This window comes from Acinetobacter sp. KAM396, from assembly GCF_021602765.1.
In the GTDB taxonomy this organism is placed as follows: domain Bacteria; phylum Pseudomonadota; class Gammaproteobacteria; order Pseudomonadales; family Moraxellaceae; genus Acinetobacter; species Acinetobacter towneri_A.
In genome coordinates, this window is the sequence record NZ_BPPH01000008.1 from 46,919 (window position 1) to 61,841 (window position 14,923).

A 14,923-nucleotide genomic window follows, 5' to 3' on the forward strand; every position below is an offset into this window, starting at 1 on the left:
CATGCAATCGTCTAAGCGACTTTCTTTACTCGCTTCGATAGTTTCTTCTCGCTTTTAATTTGGTAGATTCAAGAAGCATGCGCAGCAGTATAAAATCTAGCCATAACTTCCGTTGGCGTATACCGACCTCATGTTTTTCATGGATGATAGTTGACTGCAAATTCTATCTGCTCTATTTGTTCGTGTGATATGTCATCAAACAATGGCGCGCATGTACAGAGTATCATTCTAAGTCTTGGTGGCAGACTTGTGTCACACCGTATGCGGGCGAACAAGTTCCAGCCCCTACCCTGTTTTGCGCATTACCTACGATTGAAGCAGCACCAAGTCGCTCAGTTTTGGTAAATTTATTTTAAGCAGTCATATATCAACAGCCAAGCACATGTTATAAATCCTTGTGCTTATACAAAAAGATGTACATTAAATTTAAGGATATAAAATGAACGATGTTGTCATTGTAGCTGCAAAACGTACTGCAATTGGTAGTTTTTTGGGTAGCCTCGCTTCTTTATCTGCACCACAATTGGGGCAAATAGCAATTCGTGCGGTATTAGACAGTGCCAAAGTACAGCCTGAACAAGTTGATCAGGTGATTATGGGCAATGTACTCACTACAGGTGTAGGACAAAACCCTGCGCGTCAAGCTGCAATTGCTGCGGGTATTCCTGTGCAAGTGCCTGCAACAACACTAAACGTGGTATGTGGCTCAGGTTTACGTGCAGTACATTTGGCTGTACAAGCGATTCAGTGCAGTGAAGCAGAAATTGTAGTTGCTGGTGGTCAAGAATCCATGTCACAGAGCGCACACTATATGCAGTTACGTAACGGGCAAAAAATGGGGAATGCTCAGTTAATTGACAGCATGGTGGCTGATGGCTTAACCGATGCTTATAACCAATACCACATGGGTATTACTGCAGAAAATATTGTAGAAAAGCTTGGTTTAAACCGCGAAGAACAAGACCAATTGGCACTAACTTCACAACAACGCGCGGCTGCAGCACAAGCGGCTGGTAAATTTAAAGATGAAATTGCAGCTGTAAGCATTCCACAGCGTAAAGGCGACCCAATTGTATTTGCCGAAGATGAATACATCAAAGCCAATACTACGCTTGAAAGCCTGAATAAATTACGCCCTGCGTTCAAAAAAGATGGCAGCGTAACAGCAGGTAATGCTTCTGGTATCAACGATGGTGCAGCAGCAGTGTTAATGATGAGCGCAGACAAAGCTGCAGCCTTAGGTCTACAACCTTTAGCACGTATTAAAGCCTATGCAATGTCGGGTATTGAGCCTGAAGTTATGGGTCTTGGCCCGGTTGAAGCTGTGAAGAAAACCTTAAATAAAGCAGGTTGGAGCTTAGATCAAGTCGATTTGATTGAAGCTAACGAAGCCTTTGCCGCACAAGCTTTAGGTGTTGCCAAAGAACTAAGCTTAGACTTAGATAAAGTAAACGTGAATGGTGGGGCAATTGCCCTCGGTCACCCGATTGGTGCGTCAGGTTGTCGTATCCTTGTGACATTAGTACACGAAATGCAACGTCGTGATGCGAAAAAAGGCATAGCCACGCTTTGCATAGGCGGCGGTATGGGGGTTGCACTTGCGGTTGAACGCGACTAAGTGATCACGCCAAAAAGCTGCAAGAGTGCAGTTTGTTAAATATAATAGTGACTTAAAGTTAGCAATTAATTTTAGATCTAATGGGAGCTTCGGCTTCCATTATGTTTTTCTAACTACGCATAATTTATAAATAATTGCTTTTTTCATTAATGAAACAATGAACGTGAAAGATGAGTCAAACTCATATTGACAGTTATTTGCCCTGTATGATGCGGAATACATTCCCCAAAAAGATGAGGTAAATTATGTAATGGAAAGAGGGAAATATGATTTAGCTCTGATCTTATTGTCGATCAATTTTATATGACAAGGTGCTGCTTAATCCACCGAAAGTAAGTGCTGAATATGATCACTAAAGTGATAAAAATGCATGGTATCGGGTTGCTGTTTCAGTTCTACCCATGCATCTACAAGTGATGTCCAACCTAAATCTTTCAGACATTGCACAATCATTTCCAATTGCAACAAAGTCTTTTCAGTCGATTGCTTTAACCGAATTTGTCGGTCTAATTGTTCAATTCTCTGCCCCAATTGGAAAAATAAATATATCTGCTGTGGTTCTGCATCTAATAGTGCTTCACAGTCCTGTAACACTTCGCCAATATAACTCGCGTTATCACATGCGTTTTGAATACAATGCTTTAATTCAGCATAAGTGGATTTAGAGAAAACCTGTGCCAGGTTTTTAATTTTTCTCAGTGTTTGCTCAAGCTGCATCACAAATGAGGCAGGCTGTTCTTCATTTAAAATCAATTCATTTAAAGAAGCAGCATCAAAAGCTGGCAAACAAAAAGCATGTGCATAAGTCAAAGCAGCCTCATTTTGTTTAAACGGAAATTGCTGACATACATATTGAATACGGGTTAAATAACGGGCTAACCAAAAAATTTCTCGCGCATCACTGCTAGATAAATTCACGGTTGTTTCATCCTCCTGCTTCTGGTCTGTTGATAATTCATCGCGATAAAGCACCTCAATCGCCTTGCCCAATTAACCTACAGCACTCATCCACTCAGACCGCTTTTATTTACATAAACCTGTATCTACCATACAAAATGCTGACGGGTTTTCACTTAAACACAACTATTCAGTCTTGCTTTTCTCAATGATCCAAATGTGGTTTATGATTTGGACTTCCAATATTTAATTAACTTTACTCATCCCAATTTTGTGATATTTACTGCAAAATCTGCGGTGCAACGCTGCCCTTTTTTAGTAAAAAACTTGCTAAACATTCCGAGTTTTCTTATTGTGTGGAGGAACAAGTTTTCCTCAGTGTGCATTGATCTAGTAAATATTGAATATGTCTATACAAGAAAAAGAAACATCGAATAGTTTGTATCGCCAATGGCAAATTTTATCGCGCCTTTCTACAGGTAAATGGATGGGCACACGTGAATTACACGATGTCTTGCAACGTGAAGGTATCGATATTAGTTTGCGTACGATTCAACGTGACTTAAATCAAATTTCACAGCGCTTTCCAATTGAAAGTAATGGTACCGTACCACAAGGTTGGCGCTGGCGTTCAGATGCGCCGATTCAAAGTTTACCGCACATGACCAGCTCTCAAGCGGTGACCTTCATGATGGTTGAGGAACATTTAAAGCACTTGTTACCACCAAGTTTGATTGAAGAAATGAACCCATGGTTTGACTTAGCTAGACGCAGCCTGTCGACTCAAAACAATGTCCGCCAATGGATTAACCGCGTGAGGATTGTGCCTGCAACTCAACCGTTAATTCCGCCCGTCGTAGACCGCAATGCACAGCAGGCAATTTATGAGGGTTTACTGCAAGACAAACAACTGGAATGTATTTATCAATCACGTAGCGGTTCAGGCGAAGATAAAACCTATGTCCTGAATCCTTTGGCTTTAGTGCAAAAAGGTGCAGTAATTTACTTAATTTGTACCCGATTTGACAAAACTGATATTCAAACCTTTGCCCTGCATCGTTTTAAAGCAGCCAAAGTTTTAGATTCACGCGCCCTGCATCCAGTTGATTTTGACATAGATGCCTATATTGAATCTGGCGAATTAGGTTTCAGAGTCGATTACAGCAAAGCCACTGAAAATATTCAGCTCAAACTCACCATGCAAAAAGCTGATGCCATTTACTTTGATGAAAGCCAATTAAGCAAAGATCAAATCATGGAAACATTGGAAAATGGTGATGTGTTGGTGACAGCCACTGTTCCTTTTACCTCACAATTGGTTTGGTGGTTGCGTAGTTTTGGTAAAAAGCTGATTCAGGTTGAGCCTGTTGAAGTTGACAATGCGGTGCATCAGAATCAGGATTAAAAAAGCCCCAAATATTGGGGCAATAATATTATCGTTTTCTTTTAAACTTAGTTATTGTGATTACTGATTGAAGTTAAAGTTAAAATTGACTCGGCATTGCACAACATGGGCATGCTAGTTCAGCTGTATTATAACGAATGATTTTTAAAGTCATCTTTTACTCCTCTGTGTGTCTATAAGTGTTAATTTAACTACTCCTGATTTAGCTGTGAAATCATAAGATACGCAGTAGAAATCAAGTTTTTTCTTATACACCTTTTCTTCTTTACATAGCAGATGATTTACTTTGTGGCACAAAAATGCCAGCGATATTTAAATTGCGGGCATTTATCAAACTATCAAATCTTATGCAGATTTACGGGACTGTGCATTTTTACGAATGGTGATCATCACCAATTGAACAGCGGCTGGAGTTACACCTGGAATACGACTGGCCTGTGCCAAAGTTTCTGGTAAAACATGCTTTAACTTTAGGGTAATTTCGCGCGATAAACCTGAAACTGCATCATAATCAAAATCTGCGGGGATTTTGGTATCTTCCAAGCGTTTTAATTGTGCAACATCTTCATGCTGACGGTTAATATAACCTGCATATTTCACCGCAATTTCAATTTGATCACCTACTTGTGCAGAAACATCTGAACCCGTTAATTCAGCAATTTGCGCAAAGCTGATATTTGGACGTTTTAACAGATCAATTGCAGAACATTCTTTGGACAAATCTGCACCTGTCATTTCAACAAATTTTTTGCCCATTGGGTTATTTGGTGCAGCCCACAAATGTTGTAAACGCCCTGTTTCACGTTCTACTGCTTCCATTTTTTCACAGTAAGCCGACCAACGGGTGTCATCCACCAAACCAAGCTCACGACCAATTGGGGTCAAACGCTGATCGGCATTGTCTTCACGCAACATCAAACGGTATTCCGCACGTGAGGTGAACATGCGGTACGGCTCTTTGGTACCCAGTGTGATCAAATCATCAACCAATACACCAATATAAGCTTCATCACGTTTTGGTGTCCATTGTTCCTGATCCCAAGCGCGACGTGCCGCATTCAAACCAGCCAACACACCTTGAGCACCTGCTTCTTCATAACCCGTCGTGCCATTAATTTGACCTGCAAAATACAAGTTATTAATGGCTTTGGTTTCCAAAGTAAATTTCAAGGCTTGTGGATTAAAGTAATCATATTCAATCGCATAACCTGGACGCAAAATATGCGCATTTTCCATACCACGAATTGAACGAACTAACTCGAACTGCACATCAAACGGTAAAGACGTTGAAATCCCATTTGGATACAATTCATGTGTATCTAAACCTTCAGGCTCCAAAAATACCTGATGCGAGTCTTTATCAGAAAAACGGTGAATTTTATCTTCAATCGATGGGCAATAACGTGGACCAACACCTTCAATTACACCTGTATACATAGGCGAACGATCTAAACCACCGCGAATGATTTCGTGAGTGCGTTCATTTGTATGGGTGATATAGCAGTTCACTTGTTCAGGGTGCATCGACACATCACCCATAAATGACATAGTTGGTGATGGGAAATCACCGGGCTGCGGGATCATGACAGAAAAGTCAACTGAGCGTGCATCAATACGTGGTGGCGTACCTGTTTTTAAACGCCCAACAGGTAAATTTAATTCACGTAAACGCGCCGCCAAAGCAATTGATGGAGGATCTCCCGCACGACCACCGCTGGATTTTTCTAAACCGATGTGAATCACGCCACCCAAGAATGTACCTGTAGTCAATACCACGGTTTTCGCATCAAAGCGAATTCCCATTTGGGTGACGACACCTTTTACGGTATCGCCTTCTACAATCAGGTCATCTGCTGCTTGTTGGAAAATATCTAAATTAGCTTGGTTTTCTAAAGTGGCACGAATCGCAGCTTTAAAACGAACACGGTCTGCCTGCGCACGTGTTGCACGAACCGCAGCACCTTTACGGGAGTTTAAAATACGGAATTGAATCCCGCTTTTATCGGCAGCTAATGCCATTGCACCGCCTAATGCATCAACCTCACGCACCAAATGCGACTTCCCAATTCCCCCAATTGCAGGGTTACAGCTCATCTGCCCTAAAGTCTCAATGTTATGAGTTAAGAGTAAGGTTTGACGACCCATACGTGCTGCTGCAAGCGCCGCTTCGGTGCCTGCGTGACCGCCACCAATAACAATGACATCGTAAACTTTAGGATAGTGCATAATGGTCAAGGAGAGATAAAAAATAAAGACAGAATATTATAGCAAAACTTGTGGCATAAGTTGACAGATTCAGTCGATTTATTGAGATTTATTGCCCCCTAATTCTGCTACATAATTAATATTTTGTAATCTAAATTTGCATTTTTACTGTACATAAAAACATTTAGACCTAAAAATTAACCAGATCACCATTGTTTTAATTTGTCTATTTTTTATCCTAATAGCACAGATATGAGAAACAAAGGGAAACATCATGAATAAGAAAATTTTACTTTCTTCTATGTTTTTTGGCTTATTGTTCAGTCCATTTGCATTGCAGGCAAATGATAAAGTCGAAACCGTCTATAACGCACAAAAATTCCAGCAAGTATGTAAAGGTAAAACTCAGGGCGCACCTGTAAGCTTTGCCTATCGCGGAATTATCTGGAATGGTACTTGCGAACCACAATTCTTTAGTTCATCTAAAGCAATTCAATTACAAGGCAATGAGCCTGAATTATATCGTTCTTGTGCGGCAGATGCACAAACTACAGTCATTACATTTAATGGTACGGAGTTAAAAGGGAAATGTGCTTTAGGCTTTACGCCACCACGTCCTGCTGCAATGTGAGCCCCCATCGTCGGGTGTCACATTTCTTCACGAAGGGATCGTTTTTCCCGAACTGATGGGTTACCCTACTCACCTGAATATAAGCATAAAACCTCCAAAGCAGTCATTGTAAATAAATGACTGCTTTGTTTATTGCACAATCAAAAAAAACAATTACACTACAAAAGAGAAGGAAAACTTAAAACCAAAAAAAAGAATAAAGGATGTGCTATGGATTCAGGCTTTTTTACCTTTTTTCTATCATTGACCTTGTCTGTGATGATGATGGGCTTAGGCTTACAACTCACGCCAAGGGATTTCATTCGGGTTAGTCAATTTCCTAAAGTCATTTTTTTAACGCTTTTGTCACAATTGGTCATCTTGCCTGTTTTAGCATTTTCAATTTGTTTGTTTTTAGAATTACCACCACTATTGTCAATTGGATTAATGCTGCTTGCTGCCTCACCCGGGGGACCTACTTCGAACTTATTTAGCTATGTCTATAAAGGTGACGTTGCCCTAAATATTACTCTAACCGCAACGAATTCTGTAATGGCAACCTTTACCCTGCCTTTTATTGTTAATTTGTCTTTTCTGTATTTTATGACCGATCAGCAACAAATTGGTATGCCCATTGAAAAAATGGCACAGGTCTTTTTACTGATTATTGTGCCTGTTTGTGTAGGAATGGCGGTGCGTAATGCGATTCCACAAATTGCATTACAATTGGGTAAACCTATGCGTTTGATGTCCATTTATTTTATTTTCGTTTTATTCTTTTATGCACTTTTCCGCGAACGCGCCAATGTTTTTGACTATTTCAGCGCTATTGGTATCGCAACAGCTCTATTTTGCTTTTTAAGTTTGCTCATTGGTTATCTTGTACCGTATTTAGCGGGGGTGCCTGATCAACAAGCACGCTCTTGTTGTTTTGAAATTGGTATTCATAATACTGCCGTTGCTTTAACCATTGCACTATCGGTTTTGCAAAGCACTGAAATTGCTATTCCTTCTGCTATTTACACCATTTTCATGTATATGTTCAGCTTTATTTTAGGGAGTATGTTGGCTAGACAATCTGCCAAACTTGCCCTTCGACACAAACAGGAACAGAGTTTCAACCACAATAAAAACACAATTTAAGACGTGCGTAAGATTAAATTAACCACAGATTAAACAAACAGTTAAATATCAAATAAATTATTGTAGATATAAAAACAAAGGAGTGTTTATGGATTCAGGATTAATCACAATATTTTTGCCACTGGCTTTGGCTGTGGTCATGGCTGGACTTGGCTTAGAACTCACTCCTAACGACTTTAAACGGGTGAGCAAACACCCAAAAGCAGTATTTATTGCTTTATTTTGTCAATTAGTTGTTTTGACCACAATTGCTTTCTTCATTTGTAAACTAATGAATTTACCACCACTGCTTGCAGTGGGACTCATGCTACTGGCAGCATCTCCTGGTGGGCCAACGGCCAACTTATTTAGCTATTTATATAAAGGTGATATTGCCCTAAACATTACCCTTACTGCCGTAAACTCCGTGATTGCAGCATTTACCTTGCCACTCATTGTCAACTTTGCCATTCAGCATTTTATGCAGGATGGGCAACAAGTCGGCTTACAGTTTACCAAAGTGTTGCAGGTGTTTTTAATTATTATTATCCCTGTCACTTTAGGGATGTTGGTACGTCATTTTAGTCCGCAAACGGCAGACCAGTTAAACAAACCTGTACGTATTTTTGCTGTGGTTTTTCTGATTGTGATTATTATTGGCGCAATCGTCAAAGAGCGAAATAACATCATGCTTTATTTGGCAGATGTAGGACTTGCCACTGCTCTTTTCTGTGCCTGCAGTTTATTAGTTGGTTATTTTGTCCCGCGTTTCTTTGGTGTGAATAGCCAACAAGCCCGAGCCTGTGCCTTTGAAATTGGCATTCACAACAGCACCCTTGCAATGACCATTGCCCTAACTGTTATGGCAAGCTCTACCATTGCCATGCCTGCTGCGGTGTATTCTATTTTCATGTATATCTTTGCGGCAATTTTAGGCACCTTACTCAATCAATTTGCGCCGACATCTGCCTCTGAACAGTCTGCATTCTAAAACAAGTCCCTCAATCATCCCCAATCCAGCAATTTGACTGTTTTGGGGATGATTGAGCGATGATGGTTCAAACAAATTCTTAACTTATATTTTTTAGAGTTATATTTTTGTCACATTATTCGACTATAAGCATAAACCGAATTTGAAACTTCCAATCGTATAGAGTTTTCCCTTTCGCAATCAGAATAAAAAATAACAGCGTCTGCACCAGTTCAGTTACAATAGCGCTTTCGCATTAAATTTTAGGTTATCTCCGTGAAGTGGTTACAAATACATATTACTGTTGATCAAGCGCAAGTCGATTTTACTGAAACCCTGCTCAGTTCATTGGGTGCAGTCAGCGTAACCTTAGATGATGCGGAAAATCAGGACTTACTTGAGCCACTGCCAGGTGAAACACCACTCTGGAACAAAGTCATTGTGACAGGTATTTATGCACAAGACGAAGATGAAGAAATTGATGTTGCAGCCTTAGAAACCTTTATTCGTGCGCAAATGCCAGATGCCCCTTTACGCAGTGAATTTTTGGAAGATCAGGTTTGGGAACGCTCATGGATGGATTACTACGAGCCAATCCAGATCGCAGAGAAATTCTGGATTGTACCTGAATGGTTAGAACCACCTGAGGCAGATGCAGTCAATATTAAACTTGACCCAGGTTTGGCTTTTGGTACAGGTAACCATGCCAGTACGTTCCTGTGCCTACAATGGTTAGGTAAAACTGATGTGAAAGATAAAGTTGTGATCGACTACGGTTGTGGTTCAGGCATTTTAGGGGTAGCGGCTTTGTTGCTCGGTGCAAAAAAAGTCTATGCGACTGATATTGACCCGCAAGCAGTTTTAGCGACCAAACAAAATGCTGAGCTCAACGGCGTACTTGAAAACTTATATGTTGCACTTCCAGAAGAGTTCAATGAAACCATTAGCAATGAAAAAGCAGACATTTTGGTTGCCAATATTTTGGCAAGCCCATTGATGATGCTTGCGCAAGAGTTTGCAACTTTAATTAAATCTGAGGGCGAGTTCGCACTTGCAGGTGTAATTGAAGAGCAAGTTGCTGAAGTTTCTAGTGTTTATTCTGAATTTTTTGATATAGTACAAGTCGAAAAACGTGAAGAAAACTGGTGTCGTATTTCGGGAAAACGCCATCCCCACTAACTGTAATTTTTGAGTTATGAGTGACAAGCAAACCAAGTGCCCAAAATGCCAGTCTGTTTATAAAGTAACCGTTGCGCAGCTAACCGTTGCGCAAGGGATGGTTTGTTGTCCTAAATGCGACAATACCTTTAATGCTCTTTCGCATTTGGTATTTTCCTATCCACAAAATAAAAATTCAGTTACATCACAGTTAAATCACATTCAAAACCACAGTTTTGTACAGGCAACAGCTGAACTTGCGCAAACGCAACATATTTTAGATATTTTTCAGCGTAAAGCGGAACATTCCAATATTGATCTGAAAACCTATCTGAATAACCTAAATTATTTTAGTACCGAACCGATTGGCAACATTCCTGCAATGAACTTGTCTGCGCCTGATCTTGAAAGTGAAAAAAAGCAGGGCAATGGTTACTACTTACTTTGGGGAAGTATTAATTTTTTATTGATTGGTTTGTTGATCTTTCAAATTCTGTTGTTTAACCCCAAGTTTTTAAATAACAGCCCTGCACTGAATTCTGTGTTCACCCAAGTCTGTCAATTTTTCAACTGTAATAATTTTGAAGAACGCTTTAGCCTAGTTTCAGCAAATCGCGTGAAGGTGAAACGTGTAGATAGTGTGAATACACAATTTACGGGTGAACTGATCAATTACTATGACAAAAGCTTGGCTTTGCCTAATATCAAAATCACTTTAAAAGAAAAACAACAAACATTATCTACTTATGTTTATTCCCCACAGGAGTATTTGATCGAAAGTCTTTCGCGCATTCAACGCATTCCTCAAAACACACCATTTAAGTTTGACATTGTTGTTCCAGTGTCACGAAACGACTTCGATAACTATACTTTAGAAATTATCAAGCCTTAATTGCCCAAAAAAAGTGAAAAAATAGCGAAAAAAAATAAAAAAAATTGCAGTTTTATTGCTCACTTTTTCTCATACAATGGTATCATACGCGCCACGAAAGCTTTGTGCTACAAACTCCTCGCAAGATTCACAACACATATTAATCTGTCTAATGCGCTTTATTTTTATATATCGCGTACACAGTAGATTTTTTTGTTTTGATTTTGGTCTGTAACAATTATTAATGTATTGTTACGCATAAATTTCGACCAATGTGTAGAGTTGTGGCAAGCTAAATGTTCCAGTTTTAGAACTTCCCGTTTTAGGATCTAAAACGGAGTTCATTTATTTTATAGACCACATTGATATATCACTTTATCCCAGTGATATCTGATTTTCGGATTAATTCGCATGAATAGCAAATCTCCTATTTTTACTGCACAATCTGATGTTGCTTTACGTATTCACGTAGATCGCGCAGTTCGCCATTATTTTGCACAACTACAAGGTGAACAGCCTTCACAAGTGTATGACATGGTGTTAGCAGAAATGGAGAAACCTCTTTTATCTGTTGTTCTGGAATACACTCGCGGTAACCAAACACGCGCTGCTGAAATTCTTGGACTAAACCGTGGAACTTTACGTAAAAAGTTAAAAGCTCACGGTTTAATGAGTGAATAAGTGATAAAATGCTTGCGGCCTCCGCAGGCATTTTTTTTATCTGTATTTTGCTAGTTTGTTTTATTCTGTAATTGAAAACTGTGACGAAGATCATGACTATTAAACGCGCTTTAATCTCTGTTTCTGACAAAACAGGAATTGTTGAATTTGCACAAGAACTTGCTGCTCTTGGGGTAGAAATTTTATCTACTGGTGGTACTTATAAGTTGCTTAAAGATAACAATATTGCTGTCGTAGAAGTATCAGAGCATACTGGTTTCCCTGAAATGATGGATGGTCGAGTAAAAACGTTACACCCTAAAATTCATGGCGGTATCTTGGCTCGTCGTGGTCTAGACGAAGCAGTCATGGCAGAACACAATATTGATGCCATCGACTTGGTAGTAGTTAACCTTTATCCATTTGCTGCGACTGTTGCAAAACCAAATTGTTCACTTGCAGATGCGATTGAGAACATCGACATTGGTGGCCCTACTATGGTTCGCGCTGCAGCAAAAAACCATGCTTCTGTTGGTATTGTAGTAAATGCTTCTGACTACGCGACTGTTATTGCAGAAATGAAAAACAGCGGTGCATTGTCATACGAAACTCGTTTTGATTTAGCAGTGAAAGCTTTTGAACACACTGCACAATACGACGGTATGATTGCCTCTTACTTAGGTGCACGTGTAGGTAAAGAAGAAGGTACTGCTGACAAGTTTGCACGTACTTTCAATACTCAATTGAACAAAGCGCAAGATTTACGTTACGGCGAAAACCCGCATCAATCTGCAGCATTCTATGTAGACCCTGCTGCAACTGAAGCTTCTGTTTCTACTGCGAAGCAGCTTCAAGGTAAAGAATTATCTTATAACAACATTGCAGATACCGATGCCGCACTTGAATGTGTGAAATCATTTGCAAAACCTGCTTGTGTAATCGTAAAACACGCTAACCCATGTGGTGTTGCCGTATCTTTAGATGGTATTCAGGCTGCTTATGACCTTGCCTATGCAACTGACCCTGAATCTGCATTCGGTGGCATCATTGCGTTTAACCGTGAATTAGACGTTGCAACTGCACAAGCAATTGTAGATCGTCAATTCGTTGAAGTGATCATTGCACCAAGTATTGCTGAAGGCGTGCTTGAAGTGACTGGCGCGAAGAAGAACGTACGTGTATTGGTATGTGGTGAGCTTCCTGCGATTGATGCACGCGCTCCACAAATGGATTACAAGCGCGTGAATGGCGGTTTATTGGTTCAAGACCAAGACTTGGGTATGATCAGTAAAGATGACTTAAAAGTTGTGACCAAACGCGCACCAACTGAACAAGAAATTGACGATATGATCTTTGCTTGGAAAGTTGCGAAATACGTAAAATCGAACGCAATTGTTTATGCAAAAAACCGTCAGACTATTGGGGTTGGCGCAGGTCAGATGAGCCGTGTAAACTCAGCTCGTATTGCTGCTATTAAAGCAGAACATGCAGGTTTGGTAGTTGAGGGTGCAGTTATGGCATCTGACGCGTTCTTCCCATTCCGTGATGGTATTGATAACGCTGCTAAGGCTGGTATTAAATGCATTATTCAACCGGGTGGTTCTATGCGTGATGAAGAAACGATTGCTGCAGCCGATGAAGCTGGTATTGCAATGGTCTTCACTGGCATGCGTCATTTCCGTCACTAATTAAACTCATTAATTAGAAGTCGTATTTAATAATCCCCCGAAATCCCCCTTTAATAAAAAGGGGGACTTTTCACGTAAGGGAACTGTGTTTTATGCACAATCCCCTTTCTTTTCTAGTGTGAAAAGCAACGCTTCGCTATGGGGATTTATTCTTTGAGGGATTTTTAGATGAATATTTTAGTTTTAGGTAGTGGCGGTCGTGAACATGCTTTGGCATGGAAAATCGCAAAAGATGACAAAGTCGCTAAAGTCTTTGTTGCACCCGGCAATGCAGGTACGGCAACAGAAAACAAATGCGAGAACGTAGCGTTAGATATTCAAAATAACCCTGCGATTATCGACTTTGCCAAAAATAATGCTGTTGATTTAATCATTGTTGGCCCTGAAGCACCATTGGTCAATGGTGTGGTCGATGCCTGCCGTGAAGCGGGTTTAAAAATTTGGGGCCCAACCCAGTTTGCTGCGCAGCTTGAAGGTTCTAAAGCCTTTGCCAAGCACTTCTTAAAACGCCACAACATTCCTACTGCATTCTATGACGTATTCACTGAAGTTGATGCTGCAAAAGCATTTGTTGAGAAAAATGGCGCGCCAATCGTGATCAAGGCGGACGGTCTTGCTGCAGGTAAAGGCGTGATCGTGGCGATGACAAATCAGGAAGCATTCGATGCCATTGATGACATGTTGGCAGGAAACAAATTTGGTGATGCAGGTTCGCGTGTAGTTATTGAAGAATTCCTTGCAGGTGAAGAAGCTTCTTTCATTTGTATGATTGATGGCGACAACATCCTTCCTATGGCAACTTCACAAGACCACAAGCGTATTTTTGAAGGCGACCAAGGTCCAAACACTGGCGGTATGGGTGCATACTCTCCTGCCCCTGTCGTGACTGCAGACGTATTTGAAAAAACCATGAATGAAGTGATGCGTCCTACAGTTGAAGGTATGAAAAAAGACGGTCATGTTTATACAGGTTTCTTATACGCTGGCTTAATGATTGACGACAAAGGTCAACCAAAAGTGATCGAGTTTAACTGCCGTTTTGGTGACCCTGAAACGCAGCCAATTATGATGCGCTTAAAGTCATCTTTGGTAGATTTAGTTGAAGCAGGTATTGCAGGCAACTTACCTGCCGAAGCAGACTGGGATGAACGCAAAACTGTCGGGATTGTATTAGCGACTGCGGGTTACCCTGAAACTTCAGGCAAAGGTGATGTGATTTCTGGTTTAGAGACACAAATGGCAGATGCGAAAGTATTCCATGCAGGTACAGCAAGCAATGCCGATGGTGAGATTGTGACCAATGGTGGTCGTGTACTGTGTGTAACTGCGCTCGGTAATACTATTGGCGAAGCGCAAGCTAGAGCCCTTGAACTGTGTGAAAAAGTTACCTTTGATGGTGTGCAATATCGTAAAGATATTGGCTATCGTGCCATTGCGCGTGAAAATGCTTAAGTTTTTTGTTTAGTCTAAAAATTTAAGACCATCAAAAAGCTCGTCACAGTACGAGCTTTTTTATTGCATCAATGAATGAGTTAACCTAGATAACGCCAGATTGCTATTTTTTCATATTTATATTGCAAAATAAATTCTAAAGCACTCAAATATTTAAACACTTGATCAAATCTATAATATTTACAGAATATATTTATTTATAAGAACTTATTTTGACTTATTCACTTTCTGTTGTAAAAACAGTGATATGCATAACATACGCAGCAC

The 14,923-nt window shown here is 40.2% G+C and carries 12 protein-coding genes; 10 read left to right on the forward strand and 2 right to left on the reverse strand.

Annotated features, from left to right (window positions below):
• The first annotated feature begins 439 nt into the window (after window positions 1-439).
• Entirely contained in the window at window positions 440-1,618 is a 1,179-nt protein-coding gene (locus L6C30_RS06280; protein ID WP_230245085.1) for an acetyl-CoA C-acetyltransferase, read from the forward strand.
• Window positions 1,619-1,936: 318 nt separating this feature from the next.
• Here L6C30_RS06280 and L6C30_RS06285 read toward each other — a convergent pair whose 3' ends face one another.
• Window positions 1,937-2,536: a hypothetical protein gene (locus L6C30_RS06285; protein WP_230245639.1), complete on the reverse strand. Its 600-nt coding sequence runs from the start codon at window positions 2,534-2,536 to the stop codon at window positions 1,937-1,939.
• 385 nt (window positions 2,537-2,921) lie between these two features.
• On the opposite strand from L6C30_RS06285, the gene L6C30_RS06290 reads away from it, so the two are divergent.
• The gene (locus L6C30_RS06290) at window positions 2,922-3,920 is read left to right on the forward strand and encodes a YafY family protein (RefSeq protein ID WP_236162648.1); all 999 of its coding nucleotides are present in this window, start codon (window positions 2,922-2,924) and stop codon (window positions 3,918-3,920) included.
• Between the two features lie 345 nt (window positions 3,921-4,265).
• Here the strand turns inward: L6C30_RS06290 and mnmG are convergent, their stop codons facing one another.
• Window positions 4,266-6,146, reverse strand: coding sequence for a tRNA uridine-5-carboxymethylaminomethyl(34) synthesis enzyme MnmG (mnmG, locus tag L6C30_RS06295; RefSeq protein ID WP_230245087.1), 1,881 nt, complete (start codon window positions 6,144-6,146; stop codon window positions 4,266-4,268).
• A 253-nt stretch (window positions 6,147-6,399) separates the two neighbouring features.
• On the opposite strand from mnmG, the gene L6C30_RS06300 reads away from it, so the two are divergent.
• From L6C30_RS06300 to purD, 8 genes are all read left to right on the forward strand, one after another.
• On the forward strand, window positions 6,400-6,756 hold the full coding sequence (locus L6C30_RS06300) for a hypothetical protein (RefSeq protein ID WP_230245088.1): 357 nt from the start codon (window positions 6,400-6,402) through the stop codon (window positions 6,754-6,756).
• Between the two features lie 210 nt (window positions 6,757-6,966).
• Window positions 6,967-7,878 (forward strand): bile acid:sodium symporter family protein, encoded by a 912-nt coding sequence (locus tag L6C30_RS06305; RefSeq protein ID WP_236162647.1) that lies wholly within the window; start codon window positions 6,967-6,969, stop codon window positions 7,876-7,878.
• An 88-nt stretch (window positions 7,879-7,966) separates the two neighbouring features.
• Complete coding sequence (locus tag L6C30_RS06310) at window positions 7,967-8,848, forward strand: bile acid:sodium symporter family protein (protein ID WP_230245090.1); 882 nt, start codon at window positions 7,967-7,969, stop codon at window positions 8,846-8,848.
• 255 nt (window positions 8,849-9,103) lie between these two features.
• Window positions 9,104-10,006, forward strand: a complete 903-nt coding sequence (prmA, locus tag L6C30_RS06315) for a 50S ribosomal protein L11 methyltransferase (protein ID WP_230245091.1) — start codon at window positions 9,104-9,106, stop codon at window positions 10,004-10,006.
• A 16-nt stretch (window positions 10,007-10,022) separates the two neighbouring features.
• On the forward strand, window positions 10,023-10,877 hold the full coding sequence (locus L6C30_RS06320) for a DUF3426 domain-containing protein (protein ID WP_230245092.1): 855 nt from the start codon (window positions 10,023-10,025) through the stop codon (window positions 10,875-10,877).
• A gap of 390 nt (window positions 10,878-11,267) precedes the next feature.
• A complete protein-coding gene (gene fis / locus L6C30_RS06325; protein WP_001086304.1) occupies window positions 11,268-11,537 on the forward strand; it encodes a DNA-binding transcriptional regulator Fis in 270 nt (89 codons plus the stop codon).
• Window positions 11,538-11,629: 92 nt separating this feature from the next.
• The gene (gene purH / locus L6C30_RS06330; RefSeq protein WP_019837994.1) at window positions 11,630-13,204 is read left to right on the forward strand and encodes a bifunctional phosphoribosylaminoimidazolecarboxamide formyltransferase/IMP cyclohydrolase; all 1,575 of its coding nucleotides are present in this window, start codon (window positions 11,630-11,632) and stop codon (window positions 13,202-13,204) included.
• A gap of 168 nt (window positions 13,205-13,372) precedes the next feature.
• Window positions 13,373-14,656 (forward strand): phosphoribosylamine--glycine ligase, encoded by a 1,284-nt coding sequence (purD, locus tag L6C30_RS06335; RefSeq protein ID WP_236162646.1) that lies wholly within the window; start codon window positions 13,373-13,375, stop codon window positions 14,654-14,656.
• Window positions 14,657-14,923: the final 267 nt, after the last annotated feature.

What these genes read in the sequence shown, in the direction of transcription:
- L6C30_RS06280 (WP_230245085.1), top strand. Translation starts at nt 440, where the DNA reads ATGAACGATGTTGTCATTGTAGCTGCAAAACGTACTGCAATTGGTAGT.
- L6C30_RS06290 (WP_236162648.1), top strand. Translation starts at nt 2,922, where the DNA reads ATGTCTATACAAGAAAAAGAAACATCGAATAGTTTGTATCGCCAATGG.
- mnmG (WP_230245087.1), bottom strand. Translation starts at nt 6,146, where the DNA reads ATGCACTATCCTAAAGTTTACGATGTCATTGTTATTGGTGGCGGTCAC.
- L6C30_RS06300 (WP_230245088.1), top strand. Translation starts at nt 6,400, where the DNA reads ATGAATAAGAAAATTTTACTTTCTTCTATGTTTTTTGGCTTATTGTTC.
- L6C30_RS06305 (WP_236162647.1), top strand. Translation starts at nt 6,967, where the DNA reads ATGGATTCAGGCTTTTTTACCTTTTTTCTATCATTGACCTTGTCTGTG.
- L6C30_RS06310 (WP_230245090.1), top strand. Translation starts at nt 7,967, where the DNA reads ATGGATTCAGGATTAATCACAATATTTTTGCCACTGGCTTTGGCTGTG.
- L6C30_RS06320 (WP_230245092.1), top strand. Translation starts at nt 10,023, where the DNA reads ATGAGTGACAAGCAAACCAAGTGCCCAAAATGCCAGTCTGTTTATAAA.
- fis (WP_001086304.1), top strand. Translation starts at nt 11,268, where the DNA reads ATGAATAGCAAATCTCCTATTTTTACTGCACAATCTGATGTTGCTTTA.
- purH (WP_019837994.1), top strand. Translation starts at nt 11,630, where the DNA reads ATGACTATTAAACGCGCTTTAATCTCTGTTTCTGACAAAACAGGAATT.
- purD (WP_236162646.1), top strand. Translation starts at nt 13,373, where the DNA reads ATGAATATTTTAGTTTTAGGTAGTGGCGGTCGTGAACATGCTTTGGCA.